At 52.1% G+C, this 15,646-nt stretch carries 16 protein-coding genes; 13 read left to right on the top strand and 3 right to left on the bottom strand.

Annotated elements, in window-relative coordinates; all coding sequences use genetic code 11:
• Positions 1–81 precede the first annotated feature (81 nt).
• The 4 genes from BQ5383_RS19100 to rbr all read left to right on the top strand — a co-directional run bounded on the left by BQ5383_RS19100 (position 82) and on the right by rbr (position 4,226).
• Entirely contained in the window at positions 82–1,350 is a 1,269-nt protein-coding gene (locus tag BQ5383_RS19100) for an amidohydrolase (protein WP_207646824.1), read from the top strand.
• Between the two features lie 192 nt (positions 1,351–1,542).
• Complete coding sequence (rapZ, locus tag BQ5383_RS19095) at positions 1,543–2,415, top strand: RNase adapter RapZ (protein WP_071434701.1); 873 nt, start codon at positions 1,543–1,545, stop codon at positions 2,413–2,415.
• Between the two features lie 615 nt (positions 2,416–3,030).
• Positions 3,031–3,618: a transcriptional repressor LexA gene (gene lexA / locus BQ5383_RS19090; protein WP_071434698.1), complete on the top strand. Its 588-nt coding sequence runs from the start codon at positions 3,031–3,033 to the stop codon at positions 3,616–3,618.
• A gap of 68 nt (positions 3,619–3,686) precedes the next feature.
• Entirely contained in the window at positions 3,687–4,226 is a 540-nt protein-coding gene (rbr, locus tag BQ5383_RS19085) for a rubrerythrin (protein ID WP_071434696.1), read from the top strand.
• Between the two features lie 108 nt (positions 4,227–4,334).
• Here rbr and BQ5383_RS19080 read toward each other — a convergent pair whose 3' ends face one another.
• Positions 4,335–4,931: a hypothetical protein gene (locus BQ5383_RS19080; protein WP_235822020.1), complete on the bottom strand. Its 597-nt coding sequence runs from the start codon at positions 4,929–4,931 to the stop codon at positions 4,335–4,337.
• Positions 4,932–5,196: 265 nt separating this feature from the next.
• On the opposite strand from BQ5383_RS19080, the gene BQ5383_RS19075 reads away from it, so the two are divergent.
• The 3 genes from BQ5383_RS19075 to BQ5383_RS19065 are packed head-to-tail and all read left to right on the top strand — an operon-like array spanning position 5,197 to position 6,909.
• On the top strand, positions 5,197–5,562 hold the full coding sequence (locus BQ5383_RS19075; RefSeq protein ID WP_071434694.1) for a DUF134 domain-containing protein: 366 nt from the start codon (positions 5,197–5,199) through the stop codon (positions 5,560–5,562).
• Between the two features lie 16 nt (positions 5,563–5,578).
• On the top strand, positions 5,579–6,409 hold the full coding sequence (locus tag BQ5383_RS19070) for an Mrp/NBP35 family ATP-binding protein (RefSeq protein WP_071434692.1): 831 nt from the start codon (positions 5,579–5,581) through the stop codon (positions 6,407–6,409).
• The gene (locus BQ5383_RS19065; RefSeq protein WP_235822019.1) at positions 6,409–6,909 is read left to right on the top strand and encodes a C-GCAxxG-C-C family protein; all 501 of its coding nucleotides are present in this window, start codon (positions 6,409–6,411) and stop codon (positions 6,907–6,909) included. The genes BQ5383_RS19070 and BQ5383_RS19065 overlap by 1 nt, the downstream gene beginning before the upstream one ends.
• A 358-nt stretch (positions 6,910–7,267) precedes the next feature.
• On the opposite strand, the gene BQ5383_RS19060 is transcribed toward BQ5383_RS19065, so the two are convergent.
• Positions 7,268–8,617, bottom strand: coding sequence for an esterase/lipase family protein (locus BQ5383_RS19060; protein WP_083390073.1), 1,350 nt, complete (start codon positions 8,615–8,617; stop codon positions 7,268–7,270).
• A 412-nt stretch (positions 8,618–9,029) separates the two neighbouring features.
• On the opposite strand from BQ5383_RS19060, the gene BQ5383_RS19055 reads away from it, so the two are divergent.
• The gene (locus tag BQ5383_RS19055) at positions 9,030–9,845 is read left to right on the top strand and encodes an esterase/lipase family protein (RefSeq protein WP_139193487.1); all 816 of its coding nucleotides are present in this window, start codon (positions 9,030–9,032) and stop codon (positions 9,843–9,845) included.
• A gap of 12 nt (positions 9,846–9,857) precedes the next feature.
• Here the strand turns inward: BQ5383_RS19055 and BQ5383_RS21280 are convergent, their stop codons facing one another.
• Positions 9,858–10,031 carry a hypothetical protein gene (locus BQ5383_RS21280; RefSeq protein ID WP_172724666.1) on the bottom strand — a complete coding sequence of 58 codons (174 nt, stop codon included), beginning with the start codon at positions 10,029–10,031 and terminating at the stop codon, positions 9,858–9,860.
• A 489-nt stretch (positions 10,032–10,520) separates the two neighbouring features.
• On the opposite strand from BQ5383_RS21280, the gene BQ5383_RS19045 reads away from it, so the two are divergent.
• The 5 genes from BQ5383_RS19045 to BQ5383_RS19025 all read left to right on the top strand — a co-directional run bounded on the left by BQ5383_RS19045 (position 10,521) and on the right by BQ5383_RS19025 (position 15,518).
• Complete coding sequence (locus BQ5383_RS19045; protein ID WP_071434686.1) at positions 10,521–11,744, top strand: ABC transporter substrate-binding protein; 1,224 nt, start codon at positions 10,521–10,523, stop codon at positions 11,742–11,744.
• Positions 11,745–11,956: 212 nt separating this feature from the next.
• Positions 11,957–12,874 carry a branched-chain amino acid ABC transporter permease gene (locus tag BQ5383_RS19040; protein WP_071435273.1) on the top strand — a complete coding sequence of 306 codons (918 nt, stop codon included), beginning with the start codon at positions 11,957–11,959 and terminating at the stop codon, positions 12,872–12,874.
• A gap of 10 nt (positions 12,875–12,884) precedes the next feature.
• A complete protein-coding gene (locus tag BQ5383_RS19035) occupies positions 12,885–13,961 on the top strand; it encodes a branched-chain amino acid ABC transporter permease (RefSeq protein WP_071435270.1) in 1,077 nt (358 codons plus the stop codon).
• Positions 13,962–13,987: 26 nt separating this feature from the next.
• A complete protein-coding gene (locus BQ5383_RS19030) occupies positions 13,988–14,812 on the top strand; it encodes an ABC transporter ATP-binding protein (protein WP_420835674.1) in 825 nt (274 codons plus the stop codon).
• 4 nt (positions 14,813–14,816) lie between these two features.
• Positions 14,817–15,518, top strand: a complete 702-nt coding sequence (locus BQ5383_RS19025; RefSeq protein WP_071434682.1) for an ABC transporter ATP-binding protein — start codon at positions 14,817–14,819, stop codon at positions 15,516–15,518.
• The last annotated feature ends 128 nt before the right edge of the window (positions 15,519–15,646 follow it).

Below are 15,646 nucleotides of genomic sequence, written 5' to 3'. Positions count from 1 at the left end.
AAACAGTTTTGACAAGCGGGAACCCGGCGGAAGAAGCCTTCCAAGGGGTTCCCCCAGCCTTATTCTGAAGGAGGAATCCCCGTGAATATTCGTTTTACCAATGCCCGGATTCTCACCATGACTGATGGCCCTGTTCCGGTGGAAGGGGAGCTGTGGGTCCGTGGGGACCGGGTGGAGTATGTAGGGCCGGCAAGGGAGAATGACCAGGAGTGGGACCGCCAGATCGACGCCCAGGGCAATCTGATCCTTCCTGGATTCAAAAACGCCCATACCCATTCTCCCATGACTTTTCTCCGTTCCTATGCCGATGACCTGCCGCTCCATGAGTGGCTGCAAAAGCAGATTTTTCCCATGGAGGCAAAGCTGAGCGGGGAAGATTGTTACTGGCAGTCCCGTCTGGCAATTCTTGAGTATCTCACCAGCGGCATTACCGCCAATTTTGATATGTATTATCATACCGACGATGTGGCCCGGGCCTCGGTGGAAAGCGGATTCCGGACCGTATTCTGTGAGGGCCTCAATGATTTTGCCAGCAGCTTGGAGACCATGGAGGAGAACTATCTCAAATTTAATCAGTATCATCCTCTCATCAGCCATAAGCTGGGATTCCATGGCGAGTATACCACCAGTGAAAAGCTGCTTGAGGGAGTGGCGGCGCTGGCGGAAAAATATCATGCCCCGGTGTACAGCCATCTGCTGGAGACGGAGGTGGAATCCACCGGCTGTGTGGAGCGTCACGGTCTGACACCGGCGGTTTATCTGGAGAAGCTGGGGATATACAACTATGGCGGCGGCGGCTTCCACTGCGTTCATATGACGGAGGAAGATCTGGATGTATTTGAGCGGCGGGGGCTTTGGGCGGTGACCAATCCCGGCAGCAACACCAAGCTGGCCAGCGGTATTGCTCCCATTTCCAGAATGCTGGAGCGGGGAATCCACCTGGCCATTGGAACTGACGGCCCCGCCAGCAACAACTGCCTGGACTTCTTCCGGGAGATGTTCCTGGTCACCGGTCTGCAGAAGCTGAAAAATAATGACGCAGCCTCCACGGACGCCTGGGAGGTGCTGAAGATGGCCTGCTCCGGCGGCGCTCTGGCCATGGGCCTGACTGACTGCGATGCTCTTACCCCGGGCAAACAGGCGGATCTGGTAATGATCGATCTGCATCAGCCCAATATGCAGCCGCTGAACAATATCACCAAGAATGTGGTTTACAGCGGCAGCAAGCAGAACGTGAAGATGACCATGGTGGCGGGAAAGATCCTTTATGAGGATGGCGTTTTCCATGTGGGAGAGGACCCGGAAGAGATTTACCGGCAGGTGAATCTGAGCATTCAGGCCAAGAAGTGAGTTCCGTACAGATCAGGAAAAAAAGCCCGGTTCCGGAGATTTTTCCGGAAGCGGGTTTTCTGCTCTTTCCCATCGAGATTGAAAAATGGGGCAGTGTCGCTTTGCCGGGGCGCCGCTGATGACAGAGAAACGGTTCTTGAACCCCTTTGGAAAATGTGGTAGGATAATGCTGTCGAATGGGGGAATGACAGGATGCAGCTGATGATCGTAACAGGAATGTCCGGTGCTGGTAAATCCAAAGCCATCAATGCTTTGGAGGATATCGGCTATTATTGTGTAGATAATCTGCCTCCGCAGTTTTTGCCGGAGCTGGTGCATCTGTGTCAAACCCGTGGGGATGCCAGCGTCTCCCGAATCGCTGTGGTGGTGGATGCCCGGAGCCGTGAGATGTTCCGCAGCTTTTTTCAGATGCTGGATCAGCTGAAAGGGGAGCAGGTAAGCTATAAGATCCTCTTTCTGGACGCCTCGGACAAGGTGCTGCTCCAGCGGTACAAGGAGACCAGACGGCGGCATCCCCTTCTGGGAGATAAGGCGCTCACGCTCCAGGATGCGCTGAGGATGGAGCGGGAAATGCTGGAGCCTGTCAGGAAGATGGCTGATTATACAGTGGATACCTCACTGACAGCTTCCAGTCAGTTTAAGGAGCGGCTGCTGTCCATGGTGGAGCAGGGGGAAGGACAGCCGATGCTTATCAGCTGTATGTCCTTTGGTTTTCGCAACGGCCTGCCGCCGGAGGCGGATCTGGTGTTTGATGTCCGCTGTCTGCCCAATCCGTTTTACATTCCGGAGCTTAGGGAGCATACCGGGCAGGAGGATTGTGTCCGGGACTATGTGATGAAATGGCCTCAGACGCAGGAACTGCTCAGTAAGCTGGAGGATTTGCTGAAATTTCTTACCCCCATGTATGTGGCGGAAGGGAAAAGCCAGCTGGTCATCGCGGTGGGCTGCACAGGAGGGAGACACCGTTCAGTGGCTGTGGCGGAGCATCTGGGAAAATACCTGCGTCAGCTGAGCTATCAGGTCAGTATCAGCCATCGGGATAAGGACAAGCCCGTGCAGGGATAAAGCGGCAAAACAGCCCTTTTACCATTCCAGGTAGGAAGTGAAAGAGGGGCTGAAGAATGATCCTCAGTGAATGAAGGGCCAAAGAGCTGAACGAAATGAAAAACCGGTGTTGTCAATGTTCTTGGTTTTGACAATACCGGTTTTGCCGTTTCAGAAAACTGTTTTGTGCCCCATCAACTGCGAGTGATGATGTTTAAAAACAAGAAAAGGACGTCCCGACCCGGACGTCCTTTTCTTTTGTTTGAGGTGTGTGTTTTTGAGGAGGGTAGTATTTTGTACCGTTGGGCTGTTCTCCCTTGGTACGATTTTATTATATCCCTTAAGGCGGGGAGATTTGTTACACTCTTGTGAATAAAGGGATAAGGTTTTGTGAAAAACGTTTGTTTGCTTTTTCCGGAAAAATATGCTACAATAACCATAAAAAGAAGATGAGGTCTTTTTCTCCCACACAATGATGAGCAGGTGCGCTCTCAGGGCAGGTTGGCTGCGGGAAAGCGGCATCTCCGGCTGCGCTGCCGCCCTTCACTGAAGCGGCTGCTAATGGGAAAAAGGCCCGTGGTATAAAAACAGCAAGAAGCAGAGGCTGCCCCAAAACCCCGGAAAGGAGCGAGTGTCATGCCGGAAATCAGCGAAAAAGCAAAACAGGTATTGGATTATATTGAAACCAGAGTTGAGGAGGGCTTTCCCCCCTCGGTACGGGAGATCTGCCGGGATCTTCGGATCAAATCAACCTCTACTGCCCACAAGTATCTGACAGAATTGCGGGATAAAGGCTTTATTGAAAAGGGCGACAATCTCAATCGGGCGATCCGTTTGACCAAGCAGCACCCCGATGGGATTCCTTTGTTGGGAACCGTTACAGCGGGCCAGCCTATTCTGGCTGTGGAGGAAGTGGAAAGCTACATTCCCTATCATCTGCGTGGGTATGAAAAAGGTTCGCTGTTTGCCCTTCATGTCCGGGGTGAGAGCATGATCAATGCCGGCATTTTGGATGGCGATGTGATTTTGGTGGCTCGTACACCGGTTGCCAATAACGGCGAAATTGTAGTGGCATTGCTGGAGGATGAGGCGACCGTCAAGCGGTTTTACAAGGAAAACGGTCATTACCGCCTTCAGCCGGAAAATGATACGATGGAACCCATTATCACTGACTCTGTGCGGATTTTGGGGCGCGTGGTTGGTTTGATGCGCAGCTATGAATAAGTCCCAGTGTGCATAAATTCTGTTCTGTGACCCATACTTCTTCTATAAAAGGAAAGGAGTTGTGGATCATGAAGGAACTAGAGGGCAGCAAGACACTGGCTAATCTGCTGGCAGCCTTTGCGGGAGAATCCCAGGCGGCGATGAAGTACGGCATTTATGCGGCCAAGGCAAAAGCAGACGGTTATGAGCAAATTGCGGAGATTTTTACCAAAACTGCTGAGAATGAACAGCAGCACGCCAAGATCTGGTATAAGCTGATCAATAATGGTGTGGGAGATACCAAGGTCAATCTGGAAAAAGCGGCGGATGGGGAACAGTTTGAGTGGACCAAGATGTATCCGGAATTTGCTCAGACTGCCCGTGAAGAAGGCTTTGAGCGGATCGCTTTTCTCTTTGACAGCGTAGCTCGTGTGGAACAGGCTCATGATGAGCGGTATCGGGCTTTGCTCCAGAATGTTCGGGAGGGAACCGTCTTTTCCAAAGGCGCCCAGACGGTGTGGATCTGCCGTAAATGCGGCCATGTTCACATTGGGGCGCAGCCTCCGGAAATTTGTCCGGTTTGCGGTCACAGCAGAGCGTTTTTCCAGGTGAACAATGAGCATTTTTAATGAAATGTGTTGATAATCGCTGACAGAAAAATTCCCCGGCTTGCACAAGGCAGGCTGGGGAATTCCATTTATGTTTATATAGACGAGCAACAGCTTTATCCGCCGGGATCAGAGGGTATCATGGTGCTGGTGGTTCAGGATCAGGGAAAGATTTTCACTGTCGATAAAGTCACCCCATCCGTTCCAGCCGTATTTTGAACTGATTTTCAGGTGCTCCAGCCGGCTCATATCGGGAAGTGGAATGTGGTGTGAAGAAAGGATTTTTTCCGCTTCATCCAAAATCCACATGGTTTCATTACTGGCATAGCCGAAGTCTACCCCCTCACATCCATTGCTGAAGTGAATGGGCAGCATTAAAAGCTGATTGATTTCATCGTTTTTGTCACCGGTGGTCACTCCTGAAAAGAGATTGACCAGTTGGATATAATCCCTTTGAGAAAGCTGGCCGTCAAAGCTTTTCTCGTTTGTTTCCTCATAACTGTCAAATTCAAACAGAAATTCAGGAACAACAGCGGAATAGATCTCCCATCCATCATTCCACCAGCTCTTTGTCCACTGCCAGCATCTTTTGGCCACCGGCGTCCAATCCTTTTGGGGATAGCGTGTTGTCAGATAGGTCTCGATGCACAGGAACAGATAGCACAGTCTGCCGGTCATGGAAAGCTTCCGCCAGTTTTTTCGCAGATTTTGCTCCAAAAACATCATCCCACTTTCCTCCAGGCTCATGCATTCCATGACTACATTATAAACAGGTTTGGCAGCAGCTTCAAGGTGAAAAGGCTGCGGAATATCCAGCCTGCCGTTATTCGAAAAAATCTCACCACAGCGGAGCAGACAGCGGGGAATGTTTCTGTAATCAGAAGCAGGAAAATCAAGGTTGATGCCTGTTGACATATGGGCATATGCACACTATAATATGGGATGGAACTGCGGTCACAGCACTGAAAATGAGAGCGGGAGGTGGAGTGAAATGTCCAGAGCAGTCAAAAACAGACGGGTTTGCGGAGTTCCCGGCAGCCGGAGCTTTATTCCGGACAAGCCTGGTGAAGGCGAGGCGTTAAGCCTGACGGTGGAAGAACTGGAAGCGCTCCGCCTGTGCGATATGGAAGCGATGGATCAGGACGCCGCCGCCCGCAATATGGATGTGTCCCGCGGTACTTTCCAGCGGATTCTCTATTCTGCCCGCCGAACGGTGGCCCGGGCTCTTTGGGAGGGCCGGGGATTGGTCATCGGCGGAGGAAACTATGTGGTGGCCAAAGGCTGCTGCCGTACAGGGGGCGGCTGTGGACACTGCTGCCTGGGGCAGCAGGAGCATCCGTCGGAGGAAATGAAATAGAAGGAGTTGTTTACAGATGAGTGAGGAATGTACCCACAACTGTAGTACCTGCAGCCAGAACTGCGGTGAACGCAAGGAGCCGCAGAGCTTTTTGGTGGAGCCCCATGAAATGAGCAGCATCAAAAAGGTGATCGGCATTGTCAGCGGCAAGGGCGGCGTAGGTAAGTCCATGGTTACCTCCATGCTGGCTGTGCTGCTCAACCGCAAAGGCTATCATACCGCAATCCTGGACGCGGATGTTACCGGTCCATCCATTCCCAAGGCTTTTGGCCTTCATGAGATGGCCAGGGGCAATGAGTACGGTATTCTGCCCTGCACCACCAAGACTGGTATTGATGTGATGTCTGTCAATCTGCTGCTGGAGGATGAAACCTCTCCTGTGGTCTGGCGTGGTCCGGTGATCGCCGGTACTGTCAAGCAGTTCTGGAGCGACGTTATCTGGAACGATGTGGACTTTATGTTTGTGGATATGCCTCCGGGAACCGGAGATGTGCCCCTGACTGTGTTCCAGTCCATCCCTCTGGACGGTATCATCGTGGTCACTTCTCCCCAGGAGCTGGTTTCCCTGATTGTGGAAAAAGCGGTAAATATGGCTGCCATGATGAACATTCCTGTTTTGGGCGTTGTAGAAAACATGAGCTATGTCAAATGTCCTGACTGCGGTAAGGCGATCCGGGTCTTTGGCGAAAGCCATCTGGACGAGGTGGCCGGAAAGCATCAGTTGAAGGTCCTGGCTCGTCTGCCCATTGATCCCGCCTTGGCCCGTGTGGTGGATCAGGGTGTTGTGGAGCTGTTTGAGGGAGACTGGATGGACAGCGCGGCTGAAACAGTGGAGGCATTGCTGTAATGATAGAACTGGAACAGAAAAAGATGGTTTCGCCGGAAGAAAAGGGAGACGAGGCGGTAGAGTTGTTTGCTTCCGGCTGCAACTGTGCCCAGGCGGTATTGAATGCATTTCGGGATGAGCTGCCTTTGGATGAAGAAACGTTGTTGTCGCTTTCTGCTCCTTTTGGCGGCGGAATCGGACGGATGCGGGAGGTCTGCGGCGCGGTCAGCGGAATGATGATGGTAGTGGGCCTGCTGTATGGGGATGGTACTGTCCAATCCAAAGAGAAAAAGGCCCAGCTGTATGCCCTGGTTCAGGAGCTGGCAGGAAAGTTTCAGGATGAAAACGGCTCCATTGTCTGCCGGGACCTGCTGGGGGAAAAAGGAAAAGATACCAATCCCACACCCGACGCCCGCACAGCGGCTTATTATAAAAAGCGTCCCTGCAAAGAGATGGTGCGCAGCGCGGCTTATTTGCTGCAGCGCCGCCGCATTCAGCTGGAAGAGGGCCAGCCGGTATAATTTTTAACAGGTTTACCTTTGATGACATATCGGCGCTTCAAAATATTACAGTAAAAGTAAAAGCCCTTCGGACTATACCGAAGGGCTTTTGAGCGTGTCGAAAAAGTTCGACACGCTTCCAGGGGGTATCCCATACCCCCTGGATACGCCGCTTGGTTCCTGACGAAACCAGGGGCGATACCCCCGGTTTCGCGCCCCAGTGGGCGCGGGTCGTGGTATAAAAATCAGGCGCATGTCCTGATTTTTATGGGGATTTTGAATTTTGTTTACTCTTTCAAACAGGCTTTTTCTACAGTCTGCAAAGCCCTTCGGACTACACCGAAGGGCTTTTACTTTCAATGGTTTGGAAGCGAAAACGTCAGAATCCCTCTTCTTTCAGCTGTCGTACCAATTCCACATAAAATTCCCGAACGTCAAAGTGGGAAATATTTTCTCTGTAAAGATCGATCATATCTCCATGAGAGATTCCTCTTTTTCCCGCAGCCGGTACCATCTGAAAGCGGCTGCCCCATTTCATGGATTCCACCCCCACCAGCCCATCATTTTCTTTTTCGAAATGCCGTACCAGCAGATAGGATAGACTTTGAGGAAAAGGGGCGCTGCGCCAGTTTTTCATTTTGGAACCGACACTTTGGTAAAACACATCCGGCGCGTCCGGTGTTTCCTGATTGAAAATCTGGCAGTTGCGGGAAGTCAGGTCCCGCACCGCCGCCAGAAAGTCTGGATTTGTGTCTCCCAGCCGTTTAAGCGCGCCATTATAGCTGTTTGCCAGCCATTTGCAGACGCAGGAAGGCATTTTTTCCAGCAGCCAATCCACAAAGGCGCAGCCCCGATGGGGTGTGTTGATGGTGGTCAGGGAGGCAACGCAGGAGGACAATCCCAGGTGAGTGATGGCATAGCGGCTTTCCAGCCCACCTTTGGAATGGGCGATAATGTTTACCTTTTGGCAGCCGCTTTCTTCGATGATCCGGAGGATGTTTTCTTTCAGTTCCGCAGCAGCGTCTTTGGTTGCCGCCGCGGATTGCTGTCCTCCATAAAAAATCACTGCTCCATTGCGGATCAGTTCCCCTGGAATCCGGCCCCAGTAATTGAAGTATTTTCGGTCCCGGAAGAAAACCCCGTGAACAAGCACGATGGGGTAGTGTGTTTTGCAGCTTTCATTAAGACGGCGGATTTTATTTTGAGCTTCCTTTTCTGTTTCAAAGTCGTATTCCGCCCGGACGATGGCGCATATTCTGCCCAGCAGTACCAGATTCAGAAGGGGTACCCACCAGAAAAGCAAAAACAGTACCCTCCATTTGATACCCAGCTGAACAGAGGAGAGATAAATCCGGATAAAGCCATTCCAAGCCAGTATTCCTTCCGCCAGCAGGGAAAAAAGGACATGAAGCAGGATGCTCCAGACAGAAGGAGTGAAGGAAAGACGGGGAAACAGTATCCGCAGCAGGTAAATCCCTATGATCAGATTGCAGGTCAGAGAAAAAAGATAAATTTCTATCAGGGTCTCTCCACCCAGCATGATGCCCAGACGGGAAAAGTTTTGTCTGCCCCAGTTAGGAGCGATATTGACCATGGTGAAAGCCAGCAGCAAAATTCCAAGAAGAACGCCATAAGCAGTCCATCCAAAGGAAGCCTGAATTTTCAACACATCCAGATTGGTAACAGCAAGAACCACTAAAACGCCCCAAAGCTTTCCCAAACGAAGCACGGATGGTCTCTCCTTTTTTACACAGATGGTATGGAAAGCCGCTGTCATAGATGTTTTCGCACGCTGCCGGACCAGCTCTGCTTTGTGTCAGTTAAAGGAACCATCTGTGATGTGTGCTTTCAAAAGATATTATATTGAAATCTCCCTTTTACCGCAAGAGTGACGGGAAAGTGAGACGAAAACAGCCGTCAAAAGACAGTTTGGAAGAGAAATTAATATACAATAAGTTGTATTAATGCTGTTTTTTACCTAATGGAATTAACAATGATCCATAACTTCTCATGAAAGAGACCAGTTGAAGAAGATAAAAGTCCCATGCTATAATAGCCCCGTCAAAGATGTTTTTAATGGAAAATGGAATCGGCTGCGCCAAAGGGAAAAGAAATGCAGTCTGTTATTGGAGATGAAGTTTTTGGAAAGTTCTGTTTGTCAAACCCGTTATCCCATCCTTCTTATTCATGGAACCGGATTTCGGGACTGGAAGAGATTAAGCTATTGGGGGAGGATTCCCCGTGAGCTGGAGAAGCGGGGTGCTCAGGTCTTTTTGGGCGGACAGGATGGTTGGGCTACAGTGGAGCAGAACGCTGCGGCACTGAAAAAACGTGTGGAAGAGATTCTGGTGCAGACAGGCAGTTCAAAGATTCATCTGATCGCCCACTCCAAGGGTGGCTTGGATGCAAGATATTTGGTGTCCTCCCTGGGTATGGCGCCCTATGTGGCGTCGGTAAATCTGATCGCTGTCCCCAACGGGGGCTCTGAAACAATGGATGTCATTTGCCGTCTGCCGCGTTGGGCACTGAAGCTGGCGGGCTTTTTCGTCAACGGCTGGTACCGGTTGATCGGGGACCGTCATCCGGATTTCTATGCCACCTGTGTGCAGTTCACCACCGCCTGGGCGGAGGAATTCAACCGTCAAAACCCCGATGTGCCCGGTATTCTTTACCGCAGCTACGCCGGAGCGATGGATTCTCCCAGGTGTGATCTGTTTTTGTGGTGGGAAAATTTGATCATAGGCTGGGTGGAAGGAGAAAACGATGGCCTGGTTACAGTCAAATCCGCCCGTTGGACCGGTTTTCAGGAGGTTTGGCGGGGCGTGAAAGGCCGGGGCGTGTCCCATATGGATGAGGTGGATTTTCGCAGGCGCCCACTGAAAGCCCGAGGGGAGAGCTGGGATGTAATAGATGAATATATCACCATGGTGGCGCAGCTGAAGGAATTGGGATTGTAGTGTTTAAAAAGCTTAACTGATGAAAGAAAAATATTTTTGGAAATTGATACCGAAAACCAAAAAAACCGGTATCACCATCGGCTGGGTTAAAAAAGAGAAGGTACCGGCCTTATGCAGGCTGAAGCTGATCCTTGTCATGCTGATGAAGAGCGGAGCAGCTTCTTTGAGGCGCAGGTTTTGTTTCAATAAAAAGCACCTTCATATCAGAAAAAACAGCTTTGTTATGCCCATATAAAATACTGTTTTGAATCATTTTGACCGTAAAATTTATCTTTTATATAGTCTAGGGTGAAAAAGAGAAAGAGAAAAGAATGGATTTTCGGCAAAAAGCACAATTTTGTATAAAAAAAGACAAAAAGGCATAACGATTAAATTCGCACAGTATTTACAAGGAGCAGAGAGCTTTTTTAGTCTGTTTCTTACAGTAAACCATCAAAGTGTAAAAGGGGAATGGAAGTGAAAAGTTCCCCAGGAGCTTGAGAGCACCTCCAAACAGCGGATCAAGGGGGAGAAGACGATGGATTTCTGTTTACAGATTGTTCATTTTACCCGTTGACAATGAAAAAATTCTCCATTATAATAGCAGAAACCTTAAATGTTAAAGCATTTTGGGGTTTTTCTCCTAAGAAGGAGGGCAACTTCCCAAAAGGAGAAATTTGAAGGAGGTAACTCAAGATGAAAAGATTTTTCGCGGTTCTTCTGACTGGTGCGCTGGTTCTCAGCACACTGGCCGGCTGCTCCAGCGGTACTTCTTCCACTGCATCTTCCGGTGAGGCTGCTTCTTCTGAAGCTTCCACCTCCTCGGAAGCTGGCTCTGAGGGAGGCGCTGCCTCTGAGGGCGCCATTGTAATCGGCGGCATCGGTCCTCTGACCGGCTCTGCTGCTACTTACGGCCTGGCTACCAAGCAGGGTGCGGAAATTGCTGTAAAAGAGATCAATGCCCTGGGCGGACTTCAGTTTGAGCTGAACTTCCAGGACGATGAGGGTGACTTTGAAAAGGCCGGCAACGCCTACAATACCCTCAAGGACAAGGGAATGCAGATCCTTTATGGCTGCACCACCACACAGCCCTGTGTGACTGTGGCCAGCCTGACCTATGAGGATCGGTACTTCCAGCTGACCCCTTCCGCTTCTTCCACCGACGTCACCGATGGTAAGGACAACGTGTTCCAGATGTGCTTTACCGATCCTGACCAGGGTGTGACCGCCGCCCAATTTGTCAAGGACAAGGGCCTGGCTACCAAGATCGCCGTCATCTACAACAATGGTGACGCCTATTCTACCGGTATTGCCCAGGGCTTTATTTCCCAGGCAAAAGAGCTGGGTCTGGAGATCGTTGCGGAGCAGACCTTCCCCGATGATACCACCACCGACTTCTCCGTACAGCTGAACGCGGCCAAGAACGGCGGTGCTGAGCTGGTGTTCATGCCCATCTACTATACTCCCGCCTCCCTGGTGCTCAACCAGGCCAAGGCCATGGGCTATGCTCCCATCTTCTTCGGCGGCGACGGCATGGATGGTATCCTGGATATGGACGGCTTTGACAAGAGCCTGGCTGAGGGTCTGATGCTGATGACTCCCTTCAATGCTGCTTCCACCGAGGAGCGCACCGCCAAGTTTGTCACCGAGTATCAGGAAGCCTATGGCGGTATTCCCAACCAGTTTGCGGCTGATGGTTATGACTGCATGTATGCCATTTATGAGGCCTGCCAGAAGGCCGGCATCACTGCCGATATGAGCCATGAGGACATCTGTGAGAAGCTGATTGCCACCTTTACCAGTGCTGACTTCTCTGTGGACGGTCTGACTGGTTCCGGCATGACCTGGAACACCAGCGGTCAGGTGACCAAGGCTCCTCAGGTCTTTACCGTTCAGGACGGCGTTTATGTCGCCAACTGACCTATCCCAACGGTTTCAACCGGCAAGGGGGCTGCCATTCGCCGGCGGCCCCCTTTTCCGCCTTATCAGGGGGAAAAGCCGTATGTATGGCGGAAACGTCCGCAGCCCGGCGCTCTGGAAAGTGACTGCCGTTTGGGCTGCTGAGGTTTCTGCCATATCATCATTTTCTGTCTGTGGACTTCAACAGAAAGAGGTGCGCTTCTTTGAACATCATGAACCTGCTTTTTAACCTTATCAATGGCATCAGCCTGGGGAGTGTTTACGCCATCATTGCCCTGGGTTATACCATGGTCTACGGCATCGCCAAGATGCTCAACTTTGCACACGGCGACGTGATCATGGTAGGCGCTTATATCTGCTTTTTCACCATGAGCAGGCTTTCCAGTCTGTTTGAACCCGGTTCCCTTGCCGCTATGGCAGTTCCCTCGCTGGCGGGAGTGGTGCTGGCGATGATCGTTTGTACCGTCCTGGGCGTTGTCATCGAGCGGCTGGCTTATAAGCCGCTGCGTCAGGCGCCTTCCCTGGCAGTACTGATTACTGCCATTGGTGTCAGCTACTTTCTGCAAAACTCCGCGCTGCTGCTGTGGGGTTCCGAGCCCCGCATCTTTACTTCCGTGGTAGGCAGCGGCTCCATTCAGCTTTTTGACGGTCAGCTGACCATCACCTATACTTCCATTGTCACCATGCTCACCTGCGTGGTCATCATGGTGGTTTTGACCCTCTTTACCAGCGGCACCAAGATGGGCAAGGCAATGCGGGCTTGTTCTGAGGACAAGGGCGCTGCCATGCTGATGGGTATTGATGTCAACCGCACAATCTCCATGACCTTTGCCATCGGCTCTGCGCTGGCGGCTATCGCGGGAGCGCTCCTGTGTTCCACCTATCCGACCCTGATGCCCACTACAGGTTCTCTGCCTGGTATCCGCGCTTTTACAGCGGCGGTATTCGGCGGCATCGGTTCCATTCCCGGCGCTATGCTGGGCGGTATTCTGCTGGGACTGATCGAGACCTTCACAAAGTCCTATATCACCACCAATCTGTATGACGCGGTGGTATTCGGAGTATTGATCGTAGTACTGCTGGTCAAGCCCACCGGTCTGTTGGGCAAGCAGATCCGGGAGAAGGTGTGAGGTGCGTATGATGAAACAATTATCTCCTGCCCGCAAGCGGCTTTTGGATAACGCCCTGACTTATGGAATTGTCATTGTGGCGTATCTGGTCCTTCAGCTGATGTCCAACGCGGAACTGCTTTCCAGCACCCTGGAAGGTCAGCTGATTCCTATCTGCGCGTATGTCATTATGGCAGTATCACTGAATCTGGTGGTAGGTATCTCCGGGGAGTTGAGCCTGGGCCATGCCGGCTTTATGAGCGTGGGTGCCTTTTCCGGTGTGGTGGCGACGGTGGCCCTTCAGCAGGTGATTCCCATGGATTCTCTGCGGCTGGTGGCGGCACTGGCGGTAGGCGCGGTGATGGCCGGCTTTGCGGGATTCATCATTGGTATCCCGGTGCTGCGGCTGCGGGGCGACTATCTGGCAATTGTGACCCTGGCCTTTGGTGAGATCATCAAAAATGTTATCAACTGCCTGTACATCGGTGTGGATGAAAACGGCATCCATTTCGCTACCAGCCAGGCGGCTCTGGTGCTGGCCGAGGGTGGAAAAGCAGTGGTCAAGGGCCCCATGGGCGCCAGCGGCTACAGCAAGCTTTCCTCTTTTACCGCCGGATTCATCCTGGTGCTGATCACTCTGGCAATCGTTCTCAATCTGGTCCACAGCCGGGCTGGCCGGGCGATTTTGGCTCTTCGTGACAACCGGATCGCCGCTGAAAGCGTAGGTATCAGCGCCACGAAATATAAAATGATGGCTTTTGTCACTTCCGCTGTTTTGGCGGGAGCGGCAGGCGCTTTATATGCCCTCAGCTTCGGTTCCATCGCAGCCAAAAAGTTCGACTTCAACGCCTCCATTCTGGTGCTGGTATTTGTGGTGCTGGGCGGTTTGGGGAACATTCGGGGTTCCGTGATCGCTGCCGCGCTGCTGGTGGTGCTGCCGGAGCTGCTCCGTGAGTTCTATGATTACCGGATGCTGGTTTACGCTATTATTCTGATTCTGGTGATGCTGCTGACCAACAGTATTGGTATTCGCCAGTTCCTGGCCCAGCGTTTTTCCAGAGTGGGCCGCATTCTCAGCAAGCGTGCCATGAAAGGGGTGGAAAACTGATGGCCAAGGAATTTCAAAAGGGAAAAATGGTTCCGGTTCCCAGCCATTCCATCGTTCCCGAACGGGATGTGGATCAGATGCCGGTGCTGGAATGCAGCCATCTGGGTATCGACTTCGGCGGTCTGACTGCTGTCAATGAGCTGAACCTCACCATTGGACGCACTGAAATTGCGGGCCTCATCGGCCCCAACGGCGCCGGAAAAACCACGGTATTCAATCTGCTGACCAAGGTTTATCAGCCCACCCGGGGCACCATCCTTCTCAATGGAAAGGATACCCACGGTATGAGCACCACTCAGGTCAACCGTGCGGGAATCGCCCGTACCTTCCAGAATATCCGTCTGTTCACCAACCTGACAGTGGAGGATAACGTTCGCATCGGTCTGCACAATCAGGTGCGGTATCCCATGTGGGACGGTGTGTTCCGGCTGCCTCAGTTCTGGAAACAGGAGAAAGTAGCTCATGAGAAGGCCATGGAGCTGCTGTCCATCTTCCATATGGAGGATCTGGCTCAGCATCAGGCGGGTTCTTTGCCTTACGGTGCCCAGCGGCGGCTGGAGATCGTCCGGGCTCTGGCCACCAATCCCCGCCTTCTGCTGCTGGATGAACCGGCCGCGGGTATGAATCCCTCCGAGACACACGATTTGATGGAAAATATCATCAAGATCCGGGATACCTTCCACATTGCCATCATGCTCATTGAGCACGATATGAATCTGGTGATGGGTATCTGCGAGGGTATCTGCGTACTGAACTTTGGTGAAGTCATTGCCAAAGGCACTTCGGAGGAGATCCAGCGCAATCCCAAGGTAATTGAAGCCTATCTGGGCTCCGGCAAGAAGGGAGGCTGACGCCATGCTGAAAGTACAGGATATCAATGTTTATTACGGCGCCATCCATGCCATCAAGGATATTTCCTTTGATGTAAACGACGGGGAAATCGTTACCCTCATCGGCGCCAATGGCGCGGGAAAGTCTACCACCCTTCAGACCATTTCCGGTCTGCTCCGCTCCACAACCGGCTCCATTGAGTTTATGGGCAAGTCCCTGGCAGGGGTTCCTCCATTCCAGGTGGTGGCTCACGGTCTGGCTCATGTGCCGGAAGGCCGGCGGGTTTTTCTTCAGATGACCGTGGAAGAAAACCTGGAGATGGGCGCCTTTACCCGCCCTGCCTCTGAGGTGGCGGACAGCCTGGCGGATGTTTACAAACGTTTCCCCCGGCTGGAAGAACGGCGGCGGCAGATTGCCGGTACCCTTTCCGGCGGCGAACAGCAGATGCTGGCAATGGGCCGGGCGCTGATGTCCAAGCCGCGGCTGCTGATGCTGGATGAGCCCTCCATGGGTTTGGCGCCCATTCTGGTGGAGCAGATTTTTGATATCATCAAGGAGCTTAATCACGCAGGCGTTACCATCCTGTTGGTGGAGCAGAACGCGCAAATGGCTCTTTCGGTGGCGCACAGGGGCTATGTGCTGGAGACAGGTAAAATCGTCGCCACCGGCACCGGTGCGGAGCTGCTCAACGATGAAGCAGTAAAGAAAGCCTATTTGGGAGGCTGACGCCAGCCCTTCAAAAAGAAATGATCTCTCTTTAGGCAAAAAGTAAAAACAATGGCCGGAAGCCTCCGTTTCAGGAAAGGCTGCCGGCCATTTTGAAATGTTATGTATGGTGTAAGGAGGAGGGGAGA

This window comes from Angelakisella massiliensis, from assembly GCF_900104675.1.
Taxonomy (GTDB): Bacteria; Bacillota; Clostridia; order Oscillospirales; family Ruminococcaceae; genus Angelakisella; species Angelakisella massiliensis.
The sequence above is the reverse complement of the archived record's forward strand: the minus strand, read 5'-3'. Positions and strand labels throughout refer to the sequence as shown.